Below are 20,732 nucleotides of genomic sequence, written 5' to 3'. Positions count from 1 at the left end.
GCTATGGCTGCATCGGAAGGTTCAGTTGCAGTACTGCGAGCGCCCGGTCGGCGGGAAGGCCTTGCTGGACGCCCATGCCGGGTGGCTCGCCGACCGCGCAGCGGGTCTCGGTCAGTTGCGGGCAGACCACGTTGAGCAGGCCGTCGCCGGACACCACGATGTTCGTCGGCAGGGTGCCGTCGGTCCCGGCGGTGAGCGGGCTGAGCGCGGAGGACGCGCGCCCGGCCTCCGACGGGATGCTGCGCACGGTCGAGCCGGAGAGCCGGTAGGTCAGTATCAGCTTGGTGGCGGGCTCGACCAGTTGCAGGTCGCGGGCCTGGGTGACCTTGGGGTCGTCCACCGCCACGAGTTCGTCGTCGGCGGTGACCTGCAGGCTGCTCGCGACCGGTTTGGTCTTCGTCATCATCCCCACCAGCCGCTCGCCCGTCTGGGGCAGGCGCAGGTGCAGGGTGCTGGTCGCGTCGCGCAGCATCACCTCTTCGGTGACGTCGAAAGACCCGTCGCCCTTCGGTACCGCGGACAGCCGGATGCCGGGCGCGGTCAGGCCGGGGCCCTCGGAGGTCGGCGGCGCGACCACGGGTCCGGCACCGCCTCCACTGGGCAGCGGACCGGGACTGGGCGCGGTCGGGCTGCCGGCGAGATCCGGAGAACAAGCGGCCAGCCCCAGTGCCAGCGTGACGGCCGCCAGCACCGTGCCCGCCAGGGGTCTTCCTGTGGACATGCGACATCGCCCCCAAAGGACCCGGCCACTTCCTCTGGTGGCCGGATCGACTTGGGCATACGATACGCCGGAATTAGCCCTGTGAGGCAATTACGGGGGCATTTCCGAAGGGGTGGGGAAAATGCGGGGACAGAGCGTATCCGGCCAATCTCGAACGGTTAATGGGACTCTGGGGAATATCAGGACGTCGATTTCGAGAATTCGAGGTCCGCATTATCGCAGGGTGATTTCGCTGGCGCTGGCGGTGACTGTCGCCGGCTTCGGCGGCCTGGTCACGGTGCCGGCGCATGCCGCGGGCAACGGTTCCGTCTACTTCGTCCAGGGGCTGCCCGGACAGACGATCGACATCCTCGTCGACGGCAAGGCCGTGGCCGGCGGGGTCAAGGCGACGGCGGTCGTCGGTCCGCTGAAGCTGGCCGCCGGCAGTCGCAAGATCACCGCGCGGGGCGGGGGGAAAGTCCTGGTCGAGCGGCAGGTCACAGTAGGTGCCAACAGCAACTCCGACGTGGTCATCCACCGCCCGGCATCGCCGACGGCGGCTCCGGTGATCACCACCTACGCCAACAAACTGACTGCCGTCCCCAAGGACAAGGCGTCCCTGCGGGTGGCTCACACGGCCGCGGTCGGACCGGCTGACATCAAGGTGAACGGCAAGGTGCTGTTCTCGAACGTGGCCAACGGGGAATCGCTCAGCGTGGTGGTTCCGGCCGCCACCTATCAGGTCGAGATCGTCCCCACCGGTGCGAATAGCCCGGTTGTTCTCGGTCCGCTCCCGTTGCCGGTCAAGGCCGGCGAGCTGACCCGGGTGTACGCGGTCGGCGAACCGGCCTCGAAAACCATGAACGTCGCGGTGGCGACGCTCAAACTGCCCGCTACCGGCAGTGACAAGCCGGGCATGGTGAACACCGGGACCGGTGGACAGGCGGCCGGCCTGATGGACGGCCAGGACTCGCAGTCGCCGTGGCCGCTGGCGGCTCTGCTGGTCGCGCTTGGTTTGCTGTTGACAGTCACCGTCCGGAAGGCGGTCCGTCGCTGACGAAGTACTTGCTCGGACTACTCCTGTTCTGCGTGGTCCTGGAGGGGTGTGCCACGCAGAGCAGCGGAGCAGTCCCGAGTCCCGGCGCGGACGGCGGCACGCCGGCTCCTGTGGAGTCGGTGTCGCCGTCCGTGCTGCCTGGCCGCGTCGGTACGCCTGCCGCGAGCCAGCGGATCCGCTTCGTCCCGACCGAGGTGGTCCTGCCCGGGGGCTCGCATGCGCCGGTCCTGCCGGCGAGCACTGTGGACGGGCAGTTGGTCGTGCCGGAGCGTGTCCGGCGGGTGGGCTGGTGGGACGGCGGCGCGGAGGCCGGCGACCCGTTCGGCTCGGTGGTGCTGGCGGGTCATGTCGACTCCGCGACCGACGGGATCGGGTATTTCGCCCGGCTCCTGAAGGTCAAGGCCGACGAGGTCGTCGTACTGCGCGGCGACGGCCACAGCGCATCGTACAAGGTGAACTCGGTGGTGTCGGTGCCGAAGAACGCGCTGGCGACCGAGAGCGGCGCCTTCGACCAGACGGGTGATCACCGGCTGGTGCTGATCACCTGCACCGGTGCGTACGACCGGGCGCGCGGCGGTTATGAGCAGAACCTCGTGGTGTCGGCTGAGCCGATGGGGCTGGCGCGGTAGACCTAGGTCCACCCCCTCGTGGGGTGGTCGCTCCCTGTCTGGGGCAGCTCGCCGCGGCGAGAGTTGTCGGCATGGACTTTCACAGCCTCCGCCCCACACGCAGGTCGTTGCTCGCCGTCGGGGTCGCTGTCGGTCTCGTCGCGGCCCCGCTGTCGGCTCCCCTCGCGGCCACCGCCGCGACGTCGATCGACGGGATCTGGCAGACCGACGGCTACGGCACGATCGTTGCTATCGACAACGGTTCGGCCCGGCTCTACTCGACCACCAGGATCAGCTGTACGCCGGCCGGCGAGTTCGTGCGGGACGGCAGTCGGTTCACCGCTGAAGGCGAGCAGGCCTTCACCGTCCGGCCGACTCGGGGTCGTGCGGTGTTGCACGTCGAGGGGAACGTTGGTGAGAAGCGCCTGAACTCGTTGAAGAGACTGCCTGCCCGATGCACCGTGCCCGGGCCAACGGGTCCGCTCGCGGTGTTCGACCAGTTCTGGACCGACTACGCCGAGAACTACCCGTTCTTCCGGGCTAAGGGGATCGACTGGGACGCGGTACGCGCGCAGTACCGGCCGTTGGTGAAGGCGGACATGTCGGAGGAGGCGTTGTTCGGTCTGCTGTCGGCGATGATCAAGGCGCTGGGTGACGCGCACACGGGGATCCGTACGCCGTCGGGGATGCAGTTCGCCGGCGTCCGCCCGGGGACCACGCTGCCGGACGAGGAACTCGAGGCGCGGATCCGGCCGTACATCGAGCAGACCGCGTTGAAGGGCGTGAAGTTCACCTCCTACGCGAACGACCGGATCGGGTACGCCGACGTGCCGGGGCGGATCGGCTATCTGCGGGTGATCGCGTTCCTCGGCTTCGGCAACATCCCGGACTACAACGCCGAGCTGAACACGCTGAACCGGACGCTCGACCGGATCCTGACGAAGGACCGGACCAGTGGTCCCGGGAAGTTGCGTGGGCTCATCGTCGACCTGCGGATCAACGGCGGCGGCTCGGACCAGCTAGCGCTCGACTTCGCCTCGCGGCTGACGGACAGCCCGTTCTTCGCCTACTCCAAGCGCGCCCGCAACGACCCGGACGACCCGGCCGCCTTCACCACCCCGCAGCCGATCACGGTGCACCCGTCACGCGGTACGAAGTACACGGGTCCGATCGCAATGCTCACCGGCGGCTCCCAGATGAGCGCCGGCGAAACCTTCACCCAGGCGATGATGAACCGCTCGCCCCGCCCGGTCCGCATCGGCGAGAACACCCAGGGTGTCTTCTCCGACGTCCTGGTCCGGACCCTCCCCAACGGCTGGCAGTACATCCTCCCGAACGAGGAGTTCCGCACCCGCACCTGGCAAACCTACGACGGCCCCGGCATCCCGCCCGACCTCCACCGCCCCGTCTTCACCCCCGCAGACATCACCCACCACCAAGACCCCGCCTTCACCACAGCCCTGAAGCTCCTCAACAACCGCTAGTACTGCGGGAGAAGATCCCACCGACTCCTTTGTCGCAGCCGGGCGCGGGCGATCCGGGGTGTGGGTGGAGTGGGCACTAGGCTCGGGGGATGGCGAGGTATTTCGATGTGCATCCGGAGAATCCGCAGAAGCGTGCGATCGGGCAGGTTGTCGACCTGATTCGCAACGACGGGCTGATCGCGTATCCGACGGACTCCTGCTTCGCGCTCGGGGTGCAGTTGGGGAACAAGGACGGGATCGACCGGATCCGGACCATCCGGCACCTCGACGACCGGCACCACTTCACGCTGGTGTGCCAGGACTTCGCGCAGCTCGGGCAGTTCGTGCACATCAGCAACGCGGTGTTCCGCTCGATCAAGGCGGCCACGCCGGGCAGCTACACGTTCATCCTGCCCGCGACCAAGGAGGTGCCGCGCCGGCTGCTGCACCCGAAGAAGAAAACGGTCGGTGTCCGGATCCCCGACCACGTCGTCACCCAGGCGCTGCTCGAGGAGCTCGGCGAGCCGCTGCTGTCCAGCACGCTGCTGATGCCGGACGAGGAGGAGCCGATGACGCAGGGCTGGGAGATCAAGGAACTGCTCGACCACCAGATCGACGCGGTGATCGACTCCGGCGACTGCGGCACCGAGCCGACCACGGTGATCGACTTCTCCTCCGACGTCCCCGAGATCGTCCGGATCGGCGCCGGCGACCCCAAGCCGTTCGAGTAGCCAGTTCCATCCGGCGCAGGGCCGGCTCGCGGGATCCGTCGAGTCCAGCGCGAGCAGAATCATTGCCGACGGCATCATCCGCGCCGACGGCATCGTCATGCCTGCTGGCGAGCCGAGCAGGACGAGCTGTGGGCTCAGCTGGAGCCGACCCTCATGAAAATGGCTGGCACGCATCTCGTCGCGGCGGAAGAATCGGCGGTGCCCTGGGCCAGGAGTATGTCCCTGTGCCCTCGTAGCCGCTCAGACGGAACCCGGAAGGGAACCATGACGCTGTCTGAAGTCCGTACGGCAGCCGGGGTACTGCGTGGCAGGCGTGAGGCCGGCGTGGCGGTGTTCCGTGGCATCCCGTTCGCCGAGGCGCCGGTCGGCGAACTCCGCTTTGCCGCACCGCGGCCGGTACGAGGCTGGAACGGGGTACGGGCGGCCGTGTCGTACGGTCCGCCGCCCCCTCAGCCCGAAGTGTTCGGCAGGGACGAGCTGTCGGGGGGCGCTGCGGGCGACGACTGGCTGACGGTCAATGTCTGGTCGCCCGATCCCGACCCGGACGCGAAACTTCCGGTCATGGTGTGGGTCCACGGCGGCGCCTACACGATCGGCAAGTCCAGCAGTCCCGAACTTGACGGTCGCCGCCTCGCGCGGGACGGCGGCGTCGTCGTGGTGACGTTCAACTACCGCGTCGGTGTCGAAGGCTTCGCGCAGATCGAGGGGGCGCCGTCCAACCGGGGGCTGCTCGACCAGATCGCCGCGCTTGAGTGGGTGCACGACAACATCCAGGTCTTCGGCGGGGACCCGGGCCGGGTCACCGTCTTCGGCGAGTCGGCGGGCGCCGGCTCGATCGCCGCCCTGCTGGCGATGCCGCGGGCGGCCGGGCTGTTCCGCCGGGCCATCGCACAGAGTGTGCCGGGCACGTTCTTCTCGACGGAGCTCGCCGCCGACATCGCCACTGCCTGCGCCGGTGAGCTGGGGTTGCGCCCCACAGTGGCGGAGCTGGCCACGGTGGATCCGGCGCTGCTGGTCGTCGCTGGTGACGCGGTCGCCGCCACGATGACCGAGCGGGCGCCGCGGTGGGGCCAGGTGGCGCACCGGTCGATCCTGTTCGCCCCGGTCGTCGACGGTGACGTCCTGCCGGTCATCCCATGGCGGGCAGTCGCCGACGGCGCCGACCGGGACATCGACCTGCTGGTCGGCCACACACGCGACGAGCAGCGGCTGTTCACCGCCCTCGGCAGCCTGCTCGGCGAGGTGACGCAGGAGCAGGCGGCCGCCGCCCTGCGTGTCTTCGCCCCCGGCTCGGACGGGGAACGCCGCTACCGGGACGCGTTTCCGGACGCGGGCCCTGACGAACTCTACGAACTGGTCCATTCGGACTGGCTGTTCCGCATGCCCTCCTTGCACCTCGCCCAGGCACAGACCGCCGGCGGCGGCCGGGTCCACGTCTACGAGCTGACCTGGCCGGCCCCGGGCATGGGCGGCGTCCTCGGCGCCTGCCATGGCCTCGACGTGCCGCTCGTGTTCGGCAACCTGGACAGCGGCCAGACCGCCATGCTCATCGGCGAAAGCCCATCCCCCGAAGCAGAAACGCTGTCGGCGGAGATGCGCACCGCATGGACAACGTTCGCCGCCCACGGCGACCCCGGCTGGCCTGCCTACGACACCGAGAAACGCCTCACCCAGATCTTCGATGCCCACTCGGTCGTCACCGCCTACCCGGAGGAGACCTCCCGCCTGATCTGGCAGGACCACACCTTTCCCGTGGTGCCGCTGATCGGCCGGTGAATTGCCCGAACGGGAGGGTGAAACCTTGCGGATAGGAAGTTTCTCCCCGAAAGTGGCGCGCAGAGGACAGTCACTCACGGAGATCAGCCGCTCACCGCCCCGAATGGAGACAACCGTGCCCTCCCTCAAACGCATCGGACCGGCCCTGCTGGCCGCGATCCTCCTGGCCGGCCTCATCCCCGGTACCGCGCAGGCGTACGCGAACGCGTTCTTCCCGACCCAGAGCAGCGGAAACCGCGGCGCCGACGTACTGGCGATCCAGTACCTGCTGCAGCACAACGGCCAGTCAACGGCCGCGGACGGAGTCTTCGGCGCCTCCACGGTGGCCGCCGCGAAGGCCTTCCAGACCGCCAAGGGCCTCGGCTCGGACGGCATCGTCGGTCCGCAGACCTGGGGTGCGCTGGTCCCGACGATCCGCTCCGGCGACAACAACGCGGCCGTGAAGGCGCTCCAGGTCGAGCTCAACGCGAAGCGCCGCCTCACCCTCCCCGTCGACGGCGTCTTCAATCCTGCGGTCCGCGACGCGGTGGTGTCGTTCCAGTCGCACGCGGGCATCGGCGCGGACGGCATCGTCGGCCCGATCACCTGGCGCAACCTCACCTGGCACTACGACTACCCGGACTTCAACGCGAACCTCTGCGACCAGGACCCGGACGGCAACGGGACCGCCGCCAACTGGGCCGCCGCTGCCGCCATTGCTCAACTGGAGCAGGGCACTCGCTCCTTCGGCAGCACGAACCAGGGCAAGGTCGGGTACGGCGACGCCGGGTTCGAGCACGGCGGCGACATCCCCGGTCACGGCAGTCACGAGAGCGGCATGGACATCGACATCTGGCCGATCCGCACCGACAACGCGCAGTGCACCGCCGGCCGGATCACCTGGCAGTCCACGACGTACGACCGGGTCGCGACCCGGCAACTGGTTCAGGCGATCCGTGCGGCCGCCCCCGGCCACGTCAAGTTCATCTGGTTCAACGACCCGACCTTGATCAGCGAGGGCCTGACCGCCGAGTGGCCCGCGCACGACAACCACCTGCATGTCCGGTACTGCGAGAAGGTGCACCCGAACAGCATGTATGTCTGCTGACCACAGAGAACGCCGCAAACGGCCTGACAGACTACCCGGGTGACGACACTCGACCTGACCCCCGACGAACTGCTCACCACCACCAGGACCGTCCGCAAGCGGCTCGACCTCGAGCGGCCGGTGCCGCCGGAGGTGATCCGCGAGTGCATCGAGATCGCACTCCAGGCTCCCTCCGGCAGCAACCGGCAGACGTGGCACTGGCTGGTGATCACGGACCCGGAGAAGCGGGCGGCGATCGGTGAGTACTACGGCCGCTCGGTCGCGGCGTACCTGAAGTCCTCGGGTGCGGCCGGCCGCCTGTACGCCGACGACCCGGACCGGGCGCCGGTCCAGCAGCGGGTGGGGTCGAGTGTCGAGTACCTGGGTGAGCGGATGGGCGAGGTTCCGGTCCTGGTCATCCCGTGCCTGCAGGTGAGGTCGCTGGGCGCGGTCAACCAGGCCGGCACCTGGGGCTCGATCCTCCCGTCCGCGTGGAGTTACTGCCTCGCGGCGCGGGCGCGCGGCCTGGGCACGGCCTGGACCACGCTGCACCTGACCTATGAGCAGGAGATCTCGGAGTTGCTCGGGTTGCCGGAGCACATCCGGCAGTCCGTGCTGATCCCGACCGCGTACTACACCGGCGACACCTTCAAGCCGGCCGCGCGCCAGTCCGTCGACGAGGTCCTTCACCTCGACGGTTGGTGAGTCGCGGGATTCAGGCGCGCCCGGCATTGCCTAACGAGCAAAACAGCTTTAGCTTGTTAGGGGTGAGGTGATGCCCAATGGGCTACCTGCCCGAACTGATCGGCGGACAGCTGCTGCTGGACCTGCTGAACACGGTCTCGTGGCGGCTCGACGACTCCCGGTGGATCGACCGGCTGTCCACCCCGGCAGCCTTGGACGACTGGTGTGCGGCGGTCGGGCTGAGCGCGCCCAGGTACACGAAGCTGGAAGACGTCACCAGGGTGCGCGAGACGGCGTACCTGGTGGCTCTCCCATTGGCGCGGGGCGAGGCGCCCGCAGAGGTCGAGCTGGAGGCCTTGCAAGAGTTGCTGGTTGATGCGTTGTCCCGGGCGAAGCCGACGGGGGTTCGGCCTCTCGATTGGACGACGGACGACCTGCCCGCGACGCTGGCGCTGTCAGCGGCGAGATTGCTGGAGCATGAGGATCTCAGCCGGCTCCGTGAATGCCAGGACGACGACTGTGGCTGGCTGTTCATGGATCGCAGCAAGAACGGCTCGCGGCGCTGGTGCAGTTCGCGGGATTGCGGCAACCGGGCCAGAGCCAAGCGCCACTACCAGCGAGTCCGCGCGGTGCAGTCATGAGCCGGGCGGTGTCCAGCATGTTCGGCGGAGCCGCCTCCGGCGACCGGAGAGCGGAGTTCATCGACGGGATGCGGCTGGGCATCGGCCCCGGCAGTGCTGCCTTCGTGCTCGCTCTCAGCTTCGGAGCCGAGGCACAGGCGCGGGGCTGGGGATTCGCGCTGCCGGTGCTCTTCTCGATGTTCGCGTTCTCCGGGTCGGCCCAGTTCACCCTGCTGACGACGCTGGCCACTGGCTCCGCCCTGGCCGCGATCACGTCCGCGACGCTGATCAACGCCCGGTACCTGGTGATGAGCGTGGCGCTCAACAACAGCCTGCAGGGCAGTCGGTTCTCCCGGGCGCTGCAGGCGCAGGCCCTAGTGGACGCCTCGTTTGTCGTTGCCCACCGCAACGATGGTGGCTTCGACGTGGCTCGGCTGATCGGTGCGAGCGTGCCGCAGTGGCTGCTCTGGGTGAGCGGTACCGCGATCGGCGCCCTGACCTCGCCCTCGCCGGACCTCATGCACAAGTTGGGGATCGACGTCGCGTTCCCGGCGTTCTTCCTGCTGCTGGCGCTGGACGAGCTCAGGCGGTCCAGGCGCGCACTCGTCGCAGGTTTGCTCGGCGGAGCCATCGCTGGGGCTCTGCTCTTCGTGACCAGCCCTGGCTATGCGCTGCTCGGAGCAACCGCCGCCGCGCTGCTCGGCGTACTCCCGGAGGATGGTGAGACGGCATGAAATTGTGGCTCTCGGTGCTGGCCGTGACGGTGATCAGCTGGTTGATGAAGGCGAGTGCGCCGCTGGTGATCGGCAAGCGCAAGTTGCCGCCGACGGCGATCAGGATGACCGCGTTGACGGCGCCGGTGCTGCTGGCAGGGCTGATCGTCACCGAGCTCGGGGGTGAGGGCTGGAGTGAACTCGACTGGACCCAGTTGGTTGGAGTCGGTACTGCGGGAGGTCTGTTCCTGGTCAAGGTGCCGATGCTGCTCGCGGTCGCGGGCGGCATCGCGGTGACAGCCCTGATCCGGCTCGGCCTGGCCTGACCGATCAGTCCTTCGTGGCAGCCATCTCCTCGATGGTGAGGCCGCTGAGGATCGACTGTGGTTCGGCGCTGGTGAGGTCGAGCGAGGGATTCGCGGCGTCGTCGCGGACCTTCACCAGCAGCCAGTCGCCGTCACGTCCGGTGCGGGTGAAGGCCCAGGAGCCACTCAGCTTGACGCCCTGCAACCGGAACCGGAAATGGCCGCCCTCGATCGCGTCGGCCGGAGACACCGGCTTGCCCCGCTTGTCGCTGGTCTGGTTCTGGTAGACGCCGGCGTCCCAGACGATCACCGCGCCACTGCCGTACACGCTGCCGGCGATGACGCCCTCGTACTCGGCGTACTCGATCGAGTGGTCGCCGGTCGGGACCGCCAGTCTCTTGACGGTCGGGTCCAGCGACGGCCCGCGCGGCACCGCCCACGACTTCAGCACGCCGTCCACCTCGAGCCGGACGTCGTAGTGCAGCCTGCGCGCGTCGTGCAGCTGGACCACAAAGATCGGTGCCGTTGGCATCTAGTGTGCCTGCTCCTCCGCTGGTGGTCCGCTGAGTCAAGCTTACGGCGGACCACCGCGGGGGAGGGCGCTACCGGGCTGATCGGGAGGGGATCAGGCCGCGGCAGCGGCGGGGGGCTCGATCTGGTCGCGCAGGCGGTCGAGAATGCCGCGCAGCAGGCGGGAGACCTGCATCTGGCTGACGCCGATCTCGGCGCCGATGTCGGCCTGGGTGTGACCCTCGACGAAGCGCAGTTCGAGGATCCTGCGTTCGCGCGGGGCGAGCTCGTTCAGCACCGGCTCGAGCACGGCGACCGCCTCGGTCTGCTCGAACGCGCTGTCCTCCTCGTCCGCGATCGTGTCGGCCAGGCTGGCGGTCGACTCACCGTCGACGGGACGGTCCAGCGACAGCACGGAGAAGCAGCCGTCCGCCGCGATCGCGGCCTCGACCTCGGACGCGGTGGTGCCGAGCTCCGCGGCGAGCTCCTCGAGGGTGGGATCGCGCTGCAGATCCTGCACGAGTTGCGGCCGCACGGAGGCGATCGAACCCTGCAGTTCCTGCAGTCTGCGCGGGATGCGAACGGTCCACGAGCAGTCGCGGAAGTACCGTTTCACCTCGCCGCGGATGGTCGGTACGGCGTACGCCAGGAACGGCGTCTCCGTGTCGGGGCGGTAGCTCCGGGCCGCTTTGAGCAACCCGAGGTAGGCGACCTGGTCAAGGTCGTCGGCTTCGACACCGCGGCCGCGGAACCGGCTCGCGATGCTGTGGGCGATGCCGAGGTTGAGCTCGATCGCCTGCTCCAGCAGAGACTGCCGGAGTGTTTCGTCTGTGCTGCCGGCTCGCCGCTCGAGAAGGGAGCGGGTGGCGTGGTCGCGGCGCTGCTTCGGATCGGTTGCTGCAGTCTGCTCGTCGACGGTGGTGCGTGCAAGTACGGTAACCATGATTCTTGACCTCGCGACTGTTAGTCACGGCGCGGCACATGTCTGGACCGCGGTCAATATCTGTGAGGTCATTCCTACCCCATGGATTGGGAAGTTATGCATCCGACCTCCGAACGAGACTAACTCGCAGGGTCAAGACGCGCCGGAAACACCGCCTTGGTTGACGAAACCCGCCCGCCAGGCGCAGTCCGGTATCCGGCGTCGCCACTGTCCGTCACCTGACAGAAGCAAGCTTGAAGGCCCGTGTCCTGGTGACGGAGAGTGGAGCTAGTCGAGCGACCGGAGCGCGGCCAGGGCCGCGGCCGGAACGCGCGAAGAGTCACGCCAGCGCAGCGACCACCCGTACGGCGGGACGCCGGCCGCGAGAGGTTTGACCACGACCCCGTCGGGGAATGGCGTGGAAAGCAACCCGAGCGCGACGCACTCGCCGGCTCGCACGAGCTCCAGCGCGGAGCTCGTCCCGTCCGTGCTCGCGGGGTGCCGCCGCGGCGCGAATCCCGCAGTACGGCAGCAAGCCAGGATGAACTCGTTCCACTCGGGAGCGAAGTCGTCGCGCGGGAGATAGTGCGTCTCGTTCGTCAACTCCCGTACTGCGACCGCGTCCGACGTCGCGAGCGGGTGGTTCCTCGGCAGCGCGACTCCCAGAGCCTCGCGGCGGATGACCCGCTGCATGACGCCGTCCGGGCAGGCGGCCGTGGAGCCGCACAGGGCGAGGTCGAGCTCGCCGGTGAGCAGGCGCTTCTCCTGATCGCGGCTGCCGCGGCTGCTGACCTCGAGGCGGAACCCGGGCAGCCGTTCCCGGAGCCGGGCGAGCACCGCGCGCGGCGTGACCAGATCCGTGTGCAGGACGTCGATGCGGAGCACCTGGTCCCGACCGGCCGCGGCGGTTGCCTCGGCGACACCCGACCTGATCGCGGCGAGCGCGCCCTGGGCGTGCGGCAGGAAAGCGTCGCCTGCCGCGGTCAGAGTCACGCCGCGCGGTGACCGGTTGAAGAGCTGGGCTCCGAGCTGCGCCTCCAGCCGACGGATCTGGTTGCTGAGCGCCGGCTGTGACACGTAGAGCCTGCGCGCTGCCGCGGTGAAGTGCAGTTCCTCCGCCATCACCAGGAAGTACCGCACCAACCGTAAATCGACGTCCATGCCTTTCAGGACCTTCCCCACCTGCGGTGATAACCAGAAGTTGTGACCGTAGTGCGACTCTGTCTTGGACGTCGAGGCCTGAGCGCACGGAACGTGATTCCTATGACGACATCGCCTGGGGAGCTGCGGTCCAGCTGGGAGCAGCAGCAGAGTGTTCACGCGCCTGACCGCGAGCTCCGCTTCGCGCTGATGCTGGATTACATCGAGCGTTTGAGTGAATCCGCTGTGACTGCTTCGCGCTTGCGGGTTCTCGACCTGGCCTGTGGTCCGGGGTCGATCAGCCGCCGGGTGCTCGACCGGTTCCCCTCGGCCGAGGTAGTTGCCCTTGACATCGATCCGCTGCTGCTGGAACTCGCTCGCGACGTCTTCGCGGGGGATGCGCGGGTCGAGGTGGTGACGCGGCAACTCGCCGAGGCCGAGTGGTGGAAGGACCTCGGCGGGGAGTTCGACGCAGTACTGACTGCGACGGCGATGCACTGGTTGCCGCCGTGCGCGCTGTCCGGGGTCTATGCCGGCGTCGCGCGGTTACTCCGGCCCGGCGGGTTGTTCGCCAACGCGGACCACCTGCCGCTGGCCGATCCCGTACTGCGGGACGCGGCGGACGGGTTGCACGCGGACTTCCTGCGGGAGACCTTCGGGACCGGGGTGGAGAGCTGTGACGAGTGGTACGAACGCGCCTACGCCGATCCGCGGTACGAGGGTTGGTGGGAGGTGAGGCGCGAGGTGTTCGCGCATTGGTCTGGCGATCTGCTCGAACCGGAGGAGTGGCACCTCGCCCTGCTGCGGCGATCCGGCTTCGAACGAGCCGGGGTGGTCTGGCGGCGCGGAAACGACGCGCTGCTGATCGCGCTGCGCGGGCTGAGTGCTCAGGCGATGGTGGACGACCTGCTCGACGAGACCCGCAGACCTGATGTCACCCCTTGAGCCGCCCGGCCTGATACCGGTGCGACCCCGGCGCAGTCTGCTCAACGCCGGGGCCTTGGGCAACCAGTACTTGCACCCTTCAAGTGCCCCTGAAGTGCCGTTTCATGCGCCCGGACGGACTGATCCCCGGCCTAAGGGGGGTGGAGGGGCCGGGGATCAGCCTAGGGGTGTTGCTGTGGTTCTGTGGGCGTCAGCTGCCCGGCCATTCGCCGGTCCAGCGTTCAAAGGCCACGGCGCCGCCGCGGTCGATCGCTGCCTTGACGACGGCGTACACGGCTCCTTGGAGTGCGGCGGCGAGCAGGAGCTCGCGCCAGGGATACTCGGACTGCAGCGCGTCGGGGGCGTCGTCCTTGTCGCTGATCCGGCGCCAGACCTGCTTGAAGATCGCGCCCGCGACCAGGCCGCCGGCGATGCCGGAGATCAGGCCGAACGGGCGGTAGGCGAGTTTCACTGCTTTGTTGCTACTCATTTGCTCCGTCCCATGATCCAAGCCGTCGCGCCGACGGCGAGTGTCGCGACCCCTCCGACGGCCGCTGCGGCCTTCGGGTGCTGCCGGGTGAGTTCCAGGTCTTCGCGCAACGCCTCGGTCTCGCTCAGCTTGGTATTCGTCTGCGTGGTGGTCATGCTCTGACCTTCCCTTCCGGCTGATGGCCCTTCAGCTCGGCCTTGGCCAGTTGGAGCTCGTCACGAACCAACCGGCTCACGTCAGTGCTGAGCTGGGCCACCAGGGCGCCGATGTGCTCGTCCTGTCCGGCCTGGTGACCGTCCTCCCGGACGGCCCGTGGATGCGTCGTCATGGTGTCTCCCGGATGCCGGCTGTTCACTGCGATGCCGCCCCGGTACCCACGGACCGTCACGCCAAGCAACCGCACAGGTTCCACCGGTACCCGCAGGTGGATTCGCAGTGGCTTCTGGGGGGTGGTGGGCGTTGGCTTCTGGTGGCACTGTGGCGGGTTAGGTTGCGGGGAGGCGAACTCCTGGAGGGGAACTATGGACTGGAAGCTCGAGCTGGTGTCGGTGCCGGTGTCGGACGTGGACCGGGCGAAGGCGTTCTACACCGAGAAGATCGGCTTCAACGCCGACCACGACCACAAGGTCACCGACGAACTCCGGTTCGTCCAGCTGACCCCGCCGGGCTCGGCCTGTTCGATTGCCATCGGCACCGGTATGCCGCAGGCGGAGCCGGGCTCCGTTCGCGGTCTGCAGATCGTGGTGGCCGACGTGGCGGCCGCCCGCGCGGAGCTGGTCGGGCGTGGCGTCGAGGTCACCGAGGTCCAGGAGATGCCCTGGGGCAGCTTCGTCTTCTTCGAAGACCCCGACGGCAACGGCTGGGCCCTCCAGCAGGTCCCCGTCTACAACTGAATTCAGACAGGTTCGAAAGTTGTTGTCCGGTTGAGGATTCGATCGGTAGGTCACTCGCGAGGAAGCTGCTCGTTCGGGTCCTCGTCGGCGTCGGGCTCCGGTTCGGGCACGGTCAGCGGGCTGTCGTCGCCCGGCCGGGTACCGATATCGGGGTTGCCGAGGCCGGGATCGACCAGATCAGGGTTCTCCGGATCGCTGCCCGGACCCATCGGCGACACCGGCGGAATCGGATTGGTGCTCATCACTGCCTCCTTCACCGTCGATCCGCGCTCTCACGGACCGTCGCCGCCCCGGTACCCGCCGATCAGACCTCGAACCGCCAAGCCCGAACCGCCATGTCTGCAAGGGGTCTGGGGTTAACCGTTGTCGTTCAAGGGGTGAAGACAGGGGGCTCCAGCCGGGATCCGCTTCCGAGGATCGGACAGTTCGAGATACCGCTGGGTCAGCACTGGTCACCGGTTGTAGGGTGGCCTTTGGTTGAGCAGCCAGCCGGCGTTGGATGCGCCGACGACTGCGGTTTCTGCCGAGGACGACTATGGCCGATCTGCATCACCACACCAAACCCGCTGCACGACGTCGCAAATCCGTTGCCGCCCCTGCTCAGAATGCTGGTGCCATGCCTGTTGCCACTTCCCCGCGGCCGGACACGACGCGGCCGGAAGCCGTCCAGGTCCACATCGGCGGCCGCTGGATCGCCGGTCAAGCCCTCGCCCGCCGCAGCGGCGAGGTCCTCGTCAGCCACCACGGCCACCTCGTCTGGGTAGACCAGCAGTCCGTCCGCACCCCCTGACACCCGCGCACGCACCCCGCGCATGTGGTGGTGTGCTTTGCGCCGGGCTCTACCTGGCGAAGGAATCGGCTACGAGGGTGCCGAGCTGGATGGCGGCGTCGGCCTGGGTCGGGTTGAAGTGGTTCTTGGTGAGGGCGAAGGTGGTGCCGGTGGCGTGGTCGGCCCAGGCGGCGCTGCCACCCATGCCTGGGACGCCGAAGACCGTGGGAGTTTCCTCGGCGGTGGAGCCGAGCCGGCCGATCGGGTAGCCGAGGGCCCAGGTGGCCGGGTTGCCCATGAACTCGTCGTTCGCGACCAGCGCCGGGCTGGAGATCTGCGCGAACCGCTCCGGGCCGACCAACCGAACCCCGTCCACCTCGCCGAGCAGCGCGGCGTACAGCTTCGCGATGCCGCGGGCGGTCAGCGTGCCGCCGGAGGGTAGGTCCGCCATCAGCACGTCCGGGCGGTTGGCGAAGTCGGCCGTCGGCATCACCGCGGCGGGGGCGACCTTGGCGAACAGCTGACCCACCATCGCCATCATCTCCTCGATCCCGTCGGCCTCGTGCAGCGTGGCGACCCGGGGCAACTCGCTCGCCGGTACGCCGAAGTACACCTCGTCCGCGATGCCGAGGGGCTCGGTGATCTCCTCGCGGAGGACCTGGGAGATCGGCTTGCCGGCGGCCCGGCGTACCAGTTCGCCGACCAGGAAGCCGAAGGTCTGCGCGTGGTACGTCATCTTGGTGCCCGGCTCCCACCACAGCTCCGAGTCCGCCAGCGCCTCGGTCATCGTGGTCCAGTTCGTCAGGTCCTCGATCGTGGTGGTCAGCGGGATCGCCGGCAGCCCGATGGAGTGGGTCAGCACGTGCCGCAGGGTGGCCTTGTCCTTGCCGTGCGCGGCGAACTCCGGCCAGACGTCCGCGATGGGCGCGTCGTACTCGAGGACGCCGCGGTCGACCAGCACGTTCGCCACCGTCGCGGTGGCTGCCTTGCCGGTCGAGGCGGCGTAGAAGAGCGTGTCCGAGGTGACCGGCCGGCCCGTATCCCGGTCAGCCGCGCCCGCGACGGCGTCGACGACGAGTTCGCCCTGGTGGTAGACCGCGACCTGCAGGCCGATCTCGGCTCCGGACGCGGCCAACTCGTCGATGGCGTGCTGGACCCGGTCCTGAAGGTTGTCGCTCATGGGTTGTCCTTACTGTGCAGAGAGGCATCTGTCAGGAGTAGGTCGGAGCCTCCAGACGGTCCTTGACATCCTTCACCGGCTTTCCCGGACATGGCCGGAGGGCCCTGGGTGATCAGGCCAGGGCCGGTCCGGGGGTCGCTCTCAGAGCGTCAAGTTGTTGCCGGCTCAGTAAACGACGTGCAGTTCGTAGTCGTGGCCGGGGAATGCGCTTTCGGGTTGTGTTGCGCGCGCGGCTACCTCAGCGCAATGCGAGGGCCAGTTCGTCGAGCTGTCGCGATACCGGGCCGAAGGCAACTAAGCCGCTACCCGCGCCTGCGAGTTCCGTTGCCGCGGGGCCGAGAGCGGCCGAGGCCCGCTGCATGACCCGACGGTTGCCTAGCGCAATCGCTGCCCGGGCGGTCAGGCACCACATTGCCTCGAGCAACAGATCTCCAGGTGGATCCGGAGTCTCTTCCAGAGCCGCCGCGGCCTCGGCGCGACGACCCTCAGCCAGGAGCGCCAGCGGCCGCACCCACGGCTCGTACGGTCCCCATTCCTCGCCTGCGGGTGATCCGTTCAGGGACAGCAGCGCGAGGGGCAGGAGTCCCCGCTCCAGCCCCGGCATGCCCGAGCCATCCAGCAGTACTGCGGCCTCCCGGTACGCCGCCTCCGCGCCGGGCTGGTCGAACACGGCGAGGCGGAGGGCGCGGTACCACTGGGTGAACACGCCGACCAGTGGAAGCTCATGCCGCTCCGCGAGCCGGTCGGCCGCTGCGGCGTGCTCGTCGGCGCCGGCGAAGTCCCCCGCAGCGCTGCGGGCCTGCAGGCGGACGAGGTGGCCGAGGACCTCGTAGGTCACCAGCCCGTGCCGGGCGGACAACGCGATCAACTCCTCGCCGATCGCATCCCGCTCGGGCGCGAGTCCCGCGCGGTGGAAGCTCTGCATAAACAGCCCATTCAGCGCGAAAGCCAGCAGTGCCGGGTCCTCCAACTGCCGAGCCAATCGCACCGCCTCCCGAGCCGCCTCACCACCACGCTCCGCGCTCACACCACGGGACTCGATGGCGATAGTGGCCAGCAGGCGGGAGCGGGCAGCCTCGTGGCCGTCGGGCGGGAGCGCGGTCAGCGCCCGTTCGGCCGCTGCGACGAGTTGGTTCGCTTGGTTCTGGTCGTCCGAGCGGGTCCAGATGGCCGGGACGTCGTAGGCGCCGATGACGCGAGCGGTGAGTTCGACATCGCCCAGTTCCTCCGCTGCTTTGACGGCCGCCAGGCGGTGCTCGCGAGCCGCCTCCAAGCCGCCGCCACCCGTCACCGCGAGATTGCGCAGCAGCCCGACGGTCGACTCCAGCCGCGCACGGGCGCCAGAGGCCACGGCCCGGTCGTACGCCGCCGTGGCCTGCGCCCACACCTGCCCGGCGGCTCCACCAGCTCCTGGATCGAGGTGATCCGCCTGGTTGAGGATGTCCGTCTCGAGCCGGCGCAGTGCCGGGCCGGGATCCACCCCCAGCTGCTCGACGAGCAACGCCCGCGCCCTCCGCAGTACGGCGAGCGCGTCGCCCTGGCGGTCCGAGCGATACAGCGCGAGTGCCAGCAGGCGCCAGGCGTCCTCACGCCACGGGTGTTCGGCCACATGCGCGTCCAGGTCCGGTATCGCCTCAGCGTCGAGACCCAGCGCCAGCCTCGCCTCGGCCTGCCGTTCGACCGCGAGCAGGCGGACCTCCGCCAGGCGGGACCGCTCCGCGTGGGTCCACGGAGCGTCGGCGAACTCGGCGTACGCGGGTCCACGCCACCAGCCCAGTGCCTCCTCGAGCCGGATGAGCATGTCCCGCGGCGGCATCTCGGCCGTCGCCTCCATCACCTGCTCGAAGCGCCAAGAGTCCACCTCCCACGGCTTGGCCCGCAACGCATAGCCCGGGCCTTCGGTGACCAGCAGTTCGGCCGGAGTACGGGCTGGTCGGTCGGGTTCCAGCGCGCGGCGAAGTGCGGACACAAAGGTGCGGACCGCGCTCACCGCTCCGGCCGGCGGGCTGACCCAGAGGTCGTCGACCAGGACCTCGACCGGTACGACGCGGCCGCGGGCGACGATCAGCCGGGCGAGTACCGCGCGGTGCTGTGGCCCCTTCAAGGCGATCGCGCTGCCGTCGGCCGCCCAGGCCGTCACCGGCCCGAGTACTCCGAACTCGACCTGCACCCCGTGATCACCTCTCTCCGCGGTCTCCCGGGTCACGGTATCGCCGTGCTCATCGGATGCTCATCGGCGCGCGGCAGGCTCTGAGGTGACCCCGACGAAAGGAAACCGAACACCATGGCACCGACGATCCCCGGCTTCGACTACCAGCGCGTCAGCGTCGCGGACGGAGTCTCCCTGCGCGCGGCCGTCGGCGGCACTGGCAGTCCGATCATGCTGCTGCACGGCTTCCCGCAGACGCACCTGATGTGGCGGCACGTCGCCGCCGACCTGGCCGCCGACCACACCGTGATCTGCCCGGATCTGCGCGGCTACGGCGCCAGCGACAAGCCCGCAGAGACCGACGGAAGCGTCTACTCCAAGCGCACGATGGCGGCCGATGTGGTCACCCTCGCCCGGGCGTTGGGGCACGAACGGTTCGCCCTGGCAGGGCACGATCGCGGCGCACTGGTCGCCTTCCGGGCCGGGCTCGACCACCCGGACGCGATCACCCACCTTGCCAGTCTGGACGTGCTGCCGACGCTGGACATGTGGGACGCGCTCCACGGCGTCACCGCGTCCGTTGCCTTCCACCTCTACCTGATGGCCCAGCCGGCCGGTCTGCCCGAGCAGTTGATCGCAGCGAGCCCAGATCTGTTCTTCGGCTACTTCCTCGACCTCTGGACGAACGACCCGCAGGCGATCCCGGCCGACATCCGCGCCGCCTACCTGGAGGCCTGCCACAACGCCGTACCGTCGATCGTCGCCGACTACCGCGCCTCCGCCGGGATCGACGTCGAGCACGACCAGGCAGACCGTGCCTCGGGCAACCAGTTGCGGATGCCGGTGACCGTTCTCCAGCAGGACTGGGGTTCCGCCCTCGGCTTCGACGCCGTCGCCCTCTGGAGGGCCTGGTCTCCCGATCTCCACCATTCCACTGTCACCACTGGCCACTTCATGGCCGAGGAATCACCCGCAGACGTCGCCAAGTCCCTCCGCGACCTCCTCAGTCGGTAAACCCGTCGCCGCCGCCCGGTCCGCAGTACTGGCCTCCATGCGGTGAGGGGATGCCAGACTCTGGGGGTGGAGTTGCGGCAACTGGAGTACTTCGTAGCGGTGGCGCACGAGCGGAGTTTCACGCTCGCGGCGCGGCGGCTGCATGTGGTGCAGAGCGCGGTGAGTGCGGCGATCGCCTCGCTGGAGCGGGATCTGAAGGTGACCCTGTTCGAACGAAGTGCCCAGCGCGTCGTCCTGACCGAAGCCGGTACTGCGCTGTTGCCCGAGGCGCTCGCGGTGATGGACGCGGTCCAGGGTGCGCGTGATGTCGTCGACGAGTTGGGCGCGGGGATGCGTGGGTCGGTACGGGTCGGGCTGCTGCCCGGGCTCGGGTTGATCGACCTGCCGGCGGCGGCCGGGGAGTTCCGCCGGCGCCACCAGAACGTCGAGCTGCAACTGCGAGTCGAGCCCGAGGGATCGGCGGGGGTCGTCGTCGGGCTGCGCAACGGGGACATCGACGTCGGGTTCCTCGGGGTCGCCGAGGGGAGTGTGCCGAGGGAGCTGACGGCCTGGGAACTGCTCCGCGTGCCGCAGGTGCTGGCCATTCCTACTGGTCACAGGCTGGCCCGGCGCCGGTCGATCACCCTCGTCGAGCTCGCGGATGAGGCGTTCGTGGACTTCCCGCCGGGCTTCGGCACCAGGACGCTGATCGACCAGAAGTTCGAGGCGGCCGGGATCGAGCGGCAGGTCGTGGTGGAGGCGCTCGGCATCGACAACGGCGTCCAGTTCGTCCAGCACGGCGTCGGCCTCGGCATCCTGCCCGGCTACGCGGTGGCCGGGATGGAGGGGATCCGTGCGGTGCCGATCTCGGACCACACCTTCCAGTGGTCGCTCTACATGGCGACGCTGCGGAAGCGGAAACCGACCGCCGCCCTGCGCGCGCTCCTCGGTCTGGTCACCGCGCATCTCCGGCACCCCGAGGGGACCGAGCTGGGCCGCGATCTGATGGATCACCAGAACTGATCCATCCATCGACTTG

The 20,732-nt window shown here is 68.9% G+C and carries 25 protein-coding genes; 15 read left to right on the top strand and 10 right to left on the bottom strand.

Annotated features, from left to right (window positions below; all coding sequences use genetic code 11):
• Nucleotide 1 precedes the first annotated feature (1 nt).
• Nucleotides 2-721: a hypothetical protein gene (locus tag EV648_RS08355; protein WP_132287253.1), complete on the bottom strand. Its 720-nt coding sequence runs from the start codon at nt 719-721 to the stop codon at nt 2-4.
• 223 nt (nt 722-944) lie between these two features.
• Between EV648_RS08355 and EV648_RS08350 the strand changes: the two genes are divergently transcribed.
• From EV648_RS08350 to EV648_RS08305, 10 genes are all read left to right on the top strand, one after another.
• Nucleotides 945-1,757 carry a DUF4397 domain-containing protein gene (locus tag EV648_RS08350; RefSeq protein ID WP_241994970.1) on the top strand — a complete coding sequence of 271 codons (813 nt, stop codon included), beginning with the start codon at nt 945-947 and terminating at the stop codon, nt 1,755-1,757.
• Between the two features lie 119 nt (nt 1,758-1,876).
• Entirely contained in the window at nt 1,877-2,386 is a 510-nt protein-coding gene (locus EV648_RS08345; protein WP_241994969.1) for a class F sortase, read from the top strand.
• A 71-nt stretch (nt 2,387-2,457) separates the two neighbouring features.
• Nucleotides 2,458-3,849: a S41 family peptidase gene (locus EV648_RS08340; RefSeq protein WP_132287247.1), complete on the top strand. Its 1,392-nt coding sequence runs from the start codon at nt 2,458-2,460 to the stop codon at nt 3,847-3,849.
• Between the two features lie 89 nt (nt 3,850-3,938).
• The gene (locus tag EV648_RS08335) at nt 3,939-4,559 is read left to right on the top strand and encodes an L-threonylcarbamoyladenylate synthase (protein ID WP_132287244.1); all 621 of its coding nucleotides are present in this window, start codon (nt 3,939-3,941) and stop codon (nt 4,557-4,559) included.
• 264 nt (nt 4,560-4,823) lie between these two features.
• Nucleotides 4,824-6,335: a carboxylesterase/lipase family protein gene (locus EV648_RS08330; protein ID WP_132287241.1), complete on the top strand. Its 1,512-nt coding sequence runs from the start codon at nt 4,824-4,826 to the stop codon at nt 6,333-6,335.
• A 115-nt stretch (nt 6,336-6,450) separates the two neighbouring features.
• Entirely contained in the window at nt 6,451-7,422 is a 972-nt protein-coding gene (locus EV648_RS08325; RefSeq protein WP_241994968.1) for a penicillin-insensitive murein endopeptidase, read from the top strand.
• Nucleotides 7,423-7,461: 39 nt separating this feature from the next.
• Entirely contained in the window at nt 7,462-8,106 is a 645-nt protein-coding gene (locus EV648_RS08320) for a nitroreductase family protein (protein ID WP_132287235.1), read from the top strand.
• A 77-nt stretch (nt 8,107-8,183) separates the two neighbouring features.
• Nucleotides 8,184-8,726: a CGNR zinc finger domain-containing protein gene (locus EV648_RS08315; protein WP_132287232.1), complete on the top strand. Its 543-nt coding sequence runs from the start codon at nt 8,184-8,186 to the stop codon at nt 8,724-8,726.
• Nucleotides 8,723-9,439, top strand: coding sequence for an AzlC family ABC transporter permease (locus EV648_RS08310; protein WP_132287229.1), 717 nt, complete (start codon nt 8,723-8,725; stop codon nt 9,437-9,439). Before EV648_RS08315 ends, EV648_RS08310 begins: the two co-directional genes overlap by 4 nt.
• The gene (locus EV648_RS08305) at nt 9,436-9,744 is read left to right on the top strand and encodes an AzlD domain-containing protein (protein ID WP_132287226.1); all 309 of its coding nucleotides are present in this window, start codon (nt 9,436-9,438) and stop codon (nt 9,742-9,744) included. Before EV648_RS08310 ends, EV648_RS08305 begins: the two co-directional genes overlap by 4 nt.
• A gap of 4 nt (nt 9,745-9,748) precedes the next feature.
• Here EV648_RS08305 and EV648_RS08300 read toward each other — a convergent pair whose 3' ends face one another.
• From EV648_RS08300 to EV648_RS08290, 3 genes are all read right to left on the bottom strand, one after another.
• Nucleotides 9,749-10,255 (bottom strand): DNA polymerase ligase N-terminal domain-containing protein, encoded by a 507-nt coding sequence (locus EV648_RS08300; RefSeq protein ID WP_132287223.1) that lies wholly within the window; start codon nt 10,253-10,255, stop codon nt 9,749-9,751.
• A 93-nt stretch (nt 10,256-10,348) separates the two neighbouring features.
• Entirely contained in the window at nt 10,349-11,176 is an 828-nt protein-coding gene (locus EV648_RS08295; protein ID WP_132287220.1) for a SigB/SigF/SigG family RNA polymerase sigma factor, read from the bottom strand.
• A gap of 267 nt (nt 11,177-11,443) precedes the next feature.
• Nucleotides 11,444-12,316, bottom strand: a complete 873-nt coding sequence (locus tag EV648_RS08290) for a LysR family transcriptional regulator (RefSeq protein ID WP_132287217.1) — start codon at nt 12,314-12,316, stop codon at nt 11,444-11,446.
• A 102-nt stretch (nt 12,317-12,418) separates the two neighbouring features.
• Here EV648_RS08290 and EV648_RS08285 point away from each other — a divergent pair, with 102 nt between their 5' ends.
• Nucleotides 12,419-13,240 carry a trans-aconitate 2-methyltransferase gene (locus EV648_RS08285; RefSeq protein ID WP_132287214.1) on the top strand — a complete coding sequence of 274 codons (822 nt, stop codon included), beginning with the start codon at nt 12,419-12,421 and terminating at the stop codon, nt 13,238-13,240.
• Nucleotides 13,241-13,430: 190 nt separating this feature from the next.
• Here EV648_RS08285 and EV648_RS08280 read toward each other — a convergent pair whose 3' ends face one another.
• The 3 genes from EV648_RS08280 to EV648_RS08275 are packed head-to-tail and all read right to left on the bottom strand — an operon-like array spanning nt 13,431 to nt 14,037.
• Nucleotides 13,431-13,709, bottom strand: a complete 279-nt coding sequence (locus EV648_RS08280) for a DUF4235 domain-containing protein (RefSeq protein WP_132287210.1) — start codon at nt 13,707-13,709, stop codon at nt 13,431-13,433.
• Nucleotides 13,706-13,864, bottom strand: coding sequence for a hypothetical protein (locus EV648_RS42500; RefSeq protein WP_158293938.1), 159 nt, complete (start codon nt 13,862-13,864; stop codon nt 13,706-13,708). The genes EV648_RS08280 and EV648_RS42500 overlap by 4 nt, the downstream gene beginning before the upstream one ends.
• Nucleotides 13,861-14,037: a phage holin family protein gene (locus EV648_RS08275; RefSeq protein ID WP_132287207.1), complete on the bottom strand. Its 177-nt coding sequence runs from the start codon at nt 14,035-14,037 to the stop codon at nt 13,861-13,863. Before EV648_RS08275 ends, EV648_RS42500 begins: the two co-directional genes overlap by 4 nt.
• A 193-nt stretch (nt 14,038-14,230) precedes the next feature.
• On the opposite strand from EV648_RS08275, the gene EV648_RS08270 reads away from it, so the two are divergent.
• On the top strand, nt 14,231-14,602 hold the full coding sequence (locus EV648_RS08270; RefSeq protein ID WP_132189341.1) for a glyoxalase superfamily protein: 372 nt from the start codon (nt 14,231-14,233) through the stop codon (nt 14,600-14,602).
• 50 nt (nt 14,603-14,652) lie between these two features.
• Here EV648_RS08270 and EV648_RS08265 read toward each other — a convergent pair whose 3' ends face one another.
• On the bottom strand, nt 14,653-14,844 hold the full coding sequence (locus EV648_RS08265) for a hypothetical protein (protein ID WP_132287204.1): 192 nt from the start codon (nt 14,842-14,844) through the stop codon (nt 14,653-14,655).
• Between the two features lie 374 nt (nt 14,845-15,218).
• On the opposite strand from EV648_RS08265, the gene EV648_RS08260 reads away from it, so the two are divergent.
• On the top strand, nt 15,219-15,392 hold the full coding sequence (locus EV648_RS08260) for a hypothetical protein (protein ID WP_241994967.1): 174 nt from the start codon (nt 15,219-15,221) through the stop codon (nt 15,390-15,392).
• A gap of 49 nt (nt 15,393-15,441) precedes the next feature.
• Here EV648_RS08260 and EV648_RS08255 read toward each other — a convergent pair whose 3' ends face one another.
• Both EV648_RS08255 and EV648_RS08250 read right to left on the bottom strand, forming a co-directional pair.
• The gene (locus tag EV648_RS08255; RefSeq protein ID WP_132287198.1) at nt 15,442-16,551 is read right to left on the bottom strand and encodes a serine hydrolase; all 1,110 of its coding nucleotides are present in this window, start codon (nt 16,549-16,551) and stop codon (nt 15,442-15,444) included.
• Between the two features lie 238 nt (nt 16,552-16,789).
• A complete protein-coding gene (locus tag EV648_RS08250) occupies nt 16,790-18,721 on the bottom strand; it encodes a BTAD domain-containing putative transcriptional regulator (RefSeq protein WP_132287195.1) in 1,932 nt (643 codons plus the stop codon).
• Nucleotides 18,722-18,835: 114 nt separating this feature from the next.
• Here EV648_RS08250 and EV648_RS08245 point away from each other — a divergent pair, with 114 nt between their 5' ends.
• Together EV648_RS08245 and EV648_RS08240 are read left to right on the top strand one after the other, a co-directional pair.
• The gene (locus EV648_RS08245; protein ID WP_132287192.1) at nt 18,836-19,714 is read left to right on the top strand and encodes an alpha/beta fold hydrolase; all 879 of its coding nucleotides are present in this window, start codon (nt 18,836-18,838) and stop codon (nt 19,712-19,714) included.
• Nucleotides 19,715-19,780: 66 nt separating this feature from the next.
• Nucleotides 19,781-20,716 carry a LysR family transcriptional regulator gene (locus tag EV648_RS08240; protein WP_132287189.1) on the top strand — a complete coding sequence of 312 codons (936 nt, stop codon included), beginning with the start codon at nt 19,781-19,783 and terminating at the stop codon, nt 20,714-20,716.
• Nucleotides 20,717-20,732: the final 16 nt, after the last annotated feature.

The sequence above is a fragment of the Kribbella sp. VKM Ac-2568 genome, from assembly GCF_004345365.1.
GTDB classification, from domain to species: domain Bacteria; phylum Actinomycetota; class Actinomycetes; order Propionibacteriales; family Kribbellaceae; genus Kribbella; species Kribbella orskensis.
The sequence above is the reverse complement of the archived record's forward strand: the minus strand, read 5'-3'. Positions and strand labels throughout refer to the sequence as shown.

Bases quoted from the DNA above. Each gene is read 5' to 3' on its own strand.
- EV648_RS08355 (WP_132287253.1), bottom strand. From the start codon at position 721: ATGTCCACAGGAAGACCCCTGGCGGGCACGGTGCTGGCGGCCGTCACG.
- EV648_RS08340 (WP_132287247.1), top strand. From the start codon at position 2,458: ATGGACTTTCACAGCCTCCGCCCCACACGCAGGTCGTTGCTCGCCGTC.
- EV648_RS08335 (WP_132287244.1), top strand. From the start codon at position 3,939: ATGGCGAGGTATTTCGATGTGCATCCGGAGAATCCGCAGAAGCGTGCG.
- EV648_RS08330 (WP_132287241.1), top strand. From the start codon at position 4,824: ATGACGCTGTCTGAAGTCCGTACGGCAGCCGGGGTACTGCGTGGCAGG.
- EV648_RS08315 (WP_132287232.1), top strand. From the start codon at position 8,184: ATGGGCTACCTGCCCGAACTGATCGGCGGACAGCTGCTGCTGGACCTG.
- EV648_RS08310 (WP_132287229.1), top strand. From the start codon at position 8,723: ATGAGCCGGGCGGTGTCCAGCATGTTCGGCGGAGCCGCCTCCGGCGAC.
- EV648_RS08305 (WP_132287226.1), top strand. From the start codon at position 9,436: ATGAAATTGTGGCTCTCGGTGCTGGCCGTGACGGTGATCAGCTGGTTG.
- EV648_RS08300 (WP_132287223.1), bottom strand. From the start codon at position 10,255: ATGCCAACGGCACCGATCTTTGTGGTCCAGCTGCACGACGCGCGCAGG.
- EV648_RS08295 (WP_132287220.1), bottom strand. From the start codon at position 11,176: ATGGTTACCGTACTTGCACGCACCACCGTCGACGAGCAGACTGCAGCA.
- EV648_RS08290 (WP_132287217.1), bottom strand. From the start codon at position 12,316: ATGGACGTCGATTTACGGTTGGTGCGGTACTTCCTGGTGATGGCGGAG.
- EV648_RS08285 (WP_132287214.1), top strand. From the start codon at position 12,419: ATGACGACATCGCCTGGGGAGCTGCGGTCCAGCTGGGAGCAGCAGCAG.
- EV648_RS08280 (WP_132287210.1), bottom strand. From the start codon at position 13,709: ATGAGTAGCAACAAAGCAGTGAAACTCGCCTACCGCCCGTTCGGCCTG.
- EV648_RS42500 (WP_158293938.1), bottom strand. From the start codon at position 13,864: ATGACCACCACGCAGACGAATACCAAGCTGAGCGAGACCGAGGCGTTG.
- EV648_RS08275 (WP_132287207.1), bottom strand. From the start codon at position 14,037: ATGACGACGCATCCACGGGCCGTCCGGGAGGACGGTCACCAGGCCGGA.
- EV648_RS08270 (WP_132189341.1), top strand. From the start codon at position 14,231: ATGGACTGGAAGCTCGAGCTGGTGTCGGTGCCGGTGTCGGACGTGGAC.
- EV648_RS08265 (WP_132287204.1), bottom strand. From the start codon at position 14,844: ATGAGCACCAATCCGATTCCGCCGGTGTCGCCGATGGGTCCGGGCAGC.
- EV648_RS08260 (WP_241994967.1), top strand. From the start codon at position 15,219: ATGCCTGTTGCCACTTCCCCGCGGCCGGACACGACGCGGCCGGAAGCC.
- EV648_RS08255 (WP_132287198.1), bottom strand. From the start codon at position 16,551: ATGAGCGACAACCTTCAGGACCGGGTCCAGCACGCCATCGACGAGTTG.
- EV648_RS08245 (WP_132287192.1), top strand. From the start codon at position 18,836: ATGGCACCGACGATCCCCGGCTTCGACTACCAGCGCGTCAGCGTCGCG.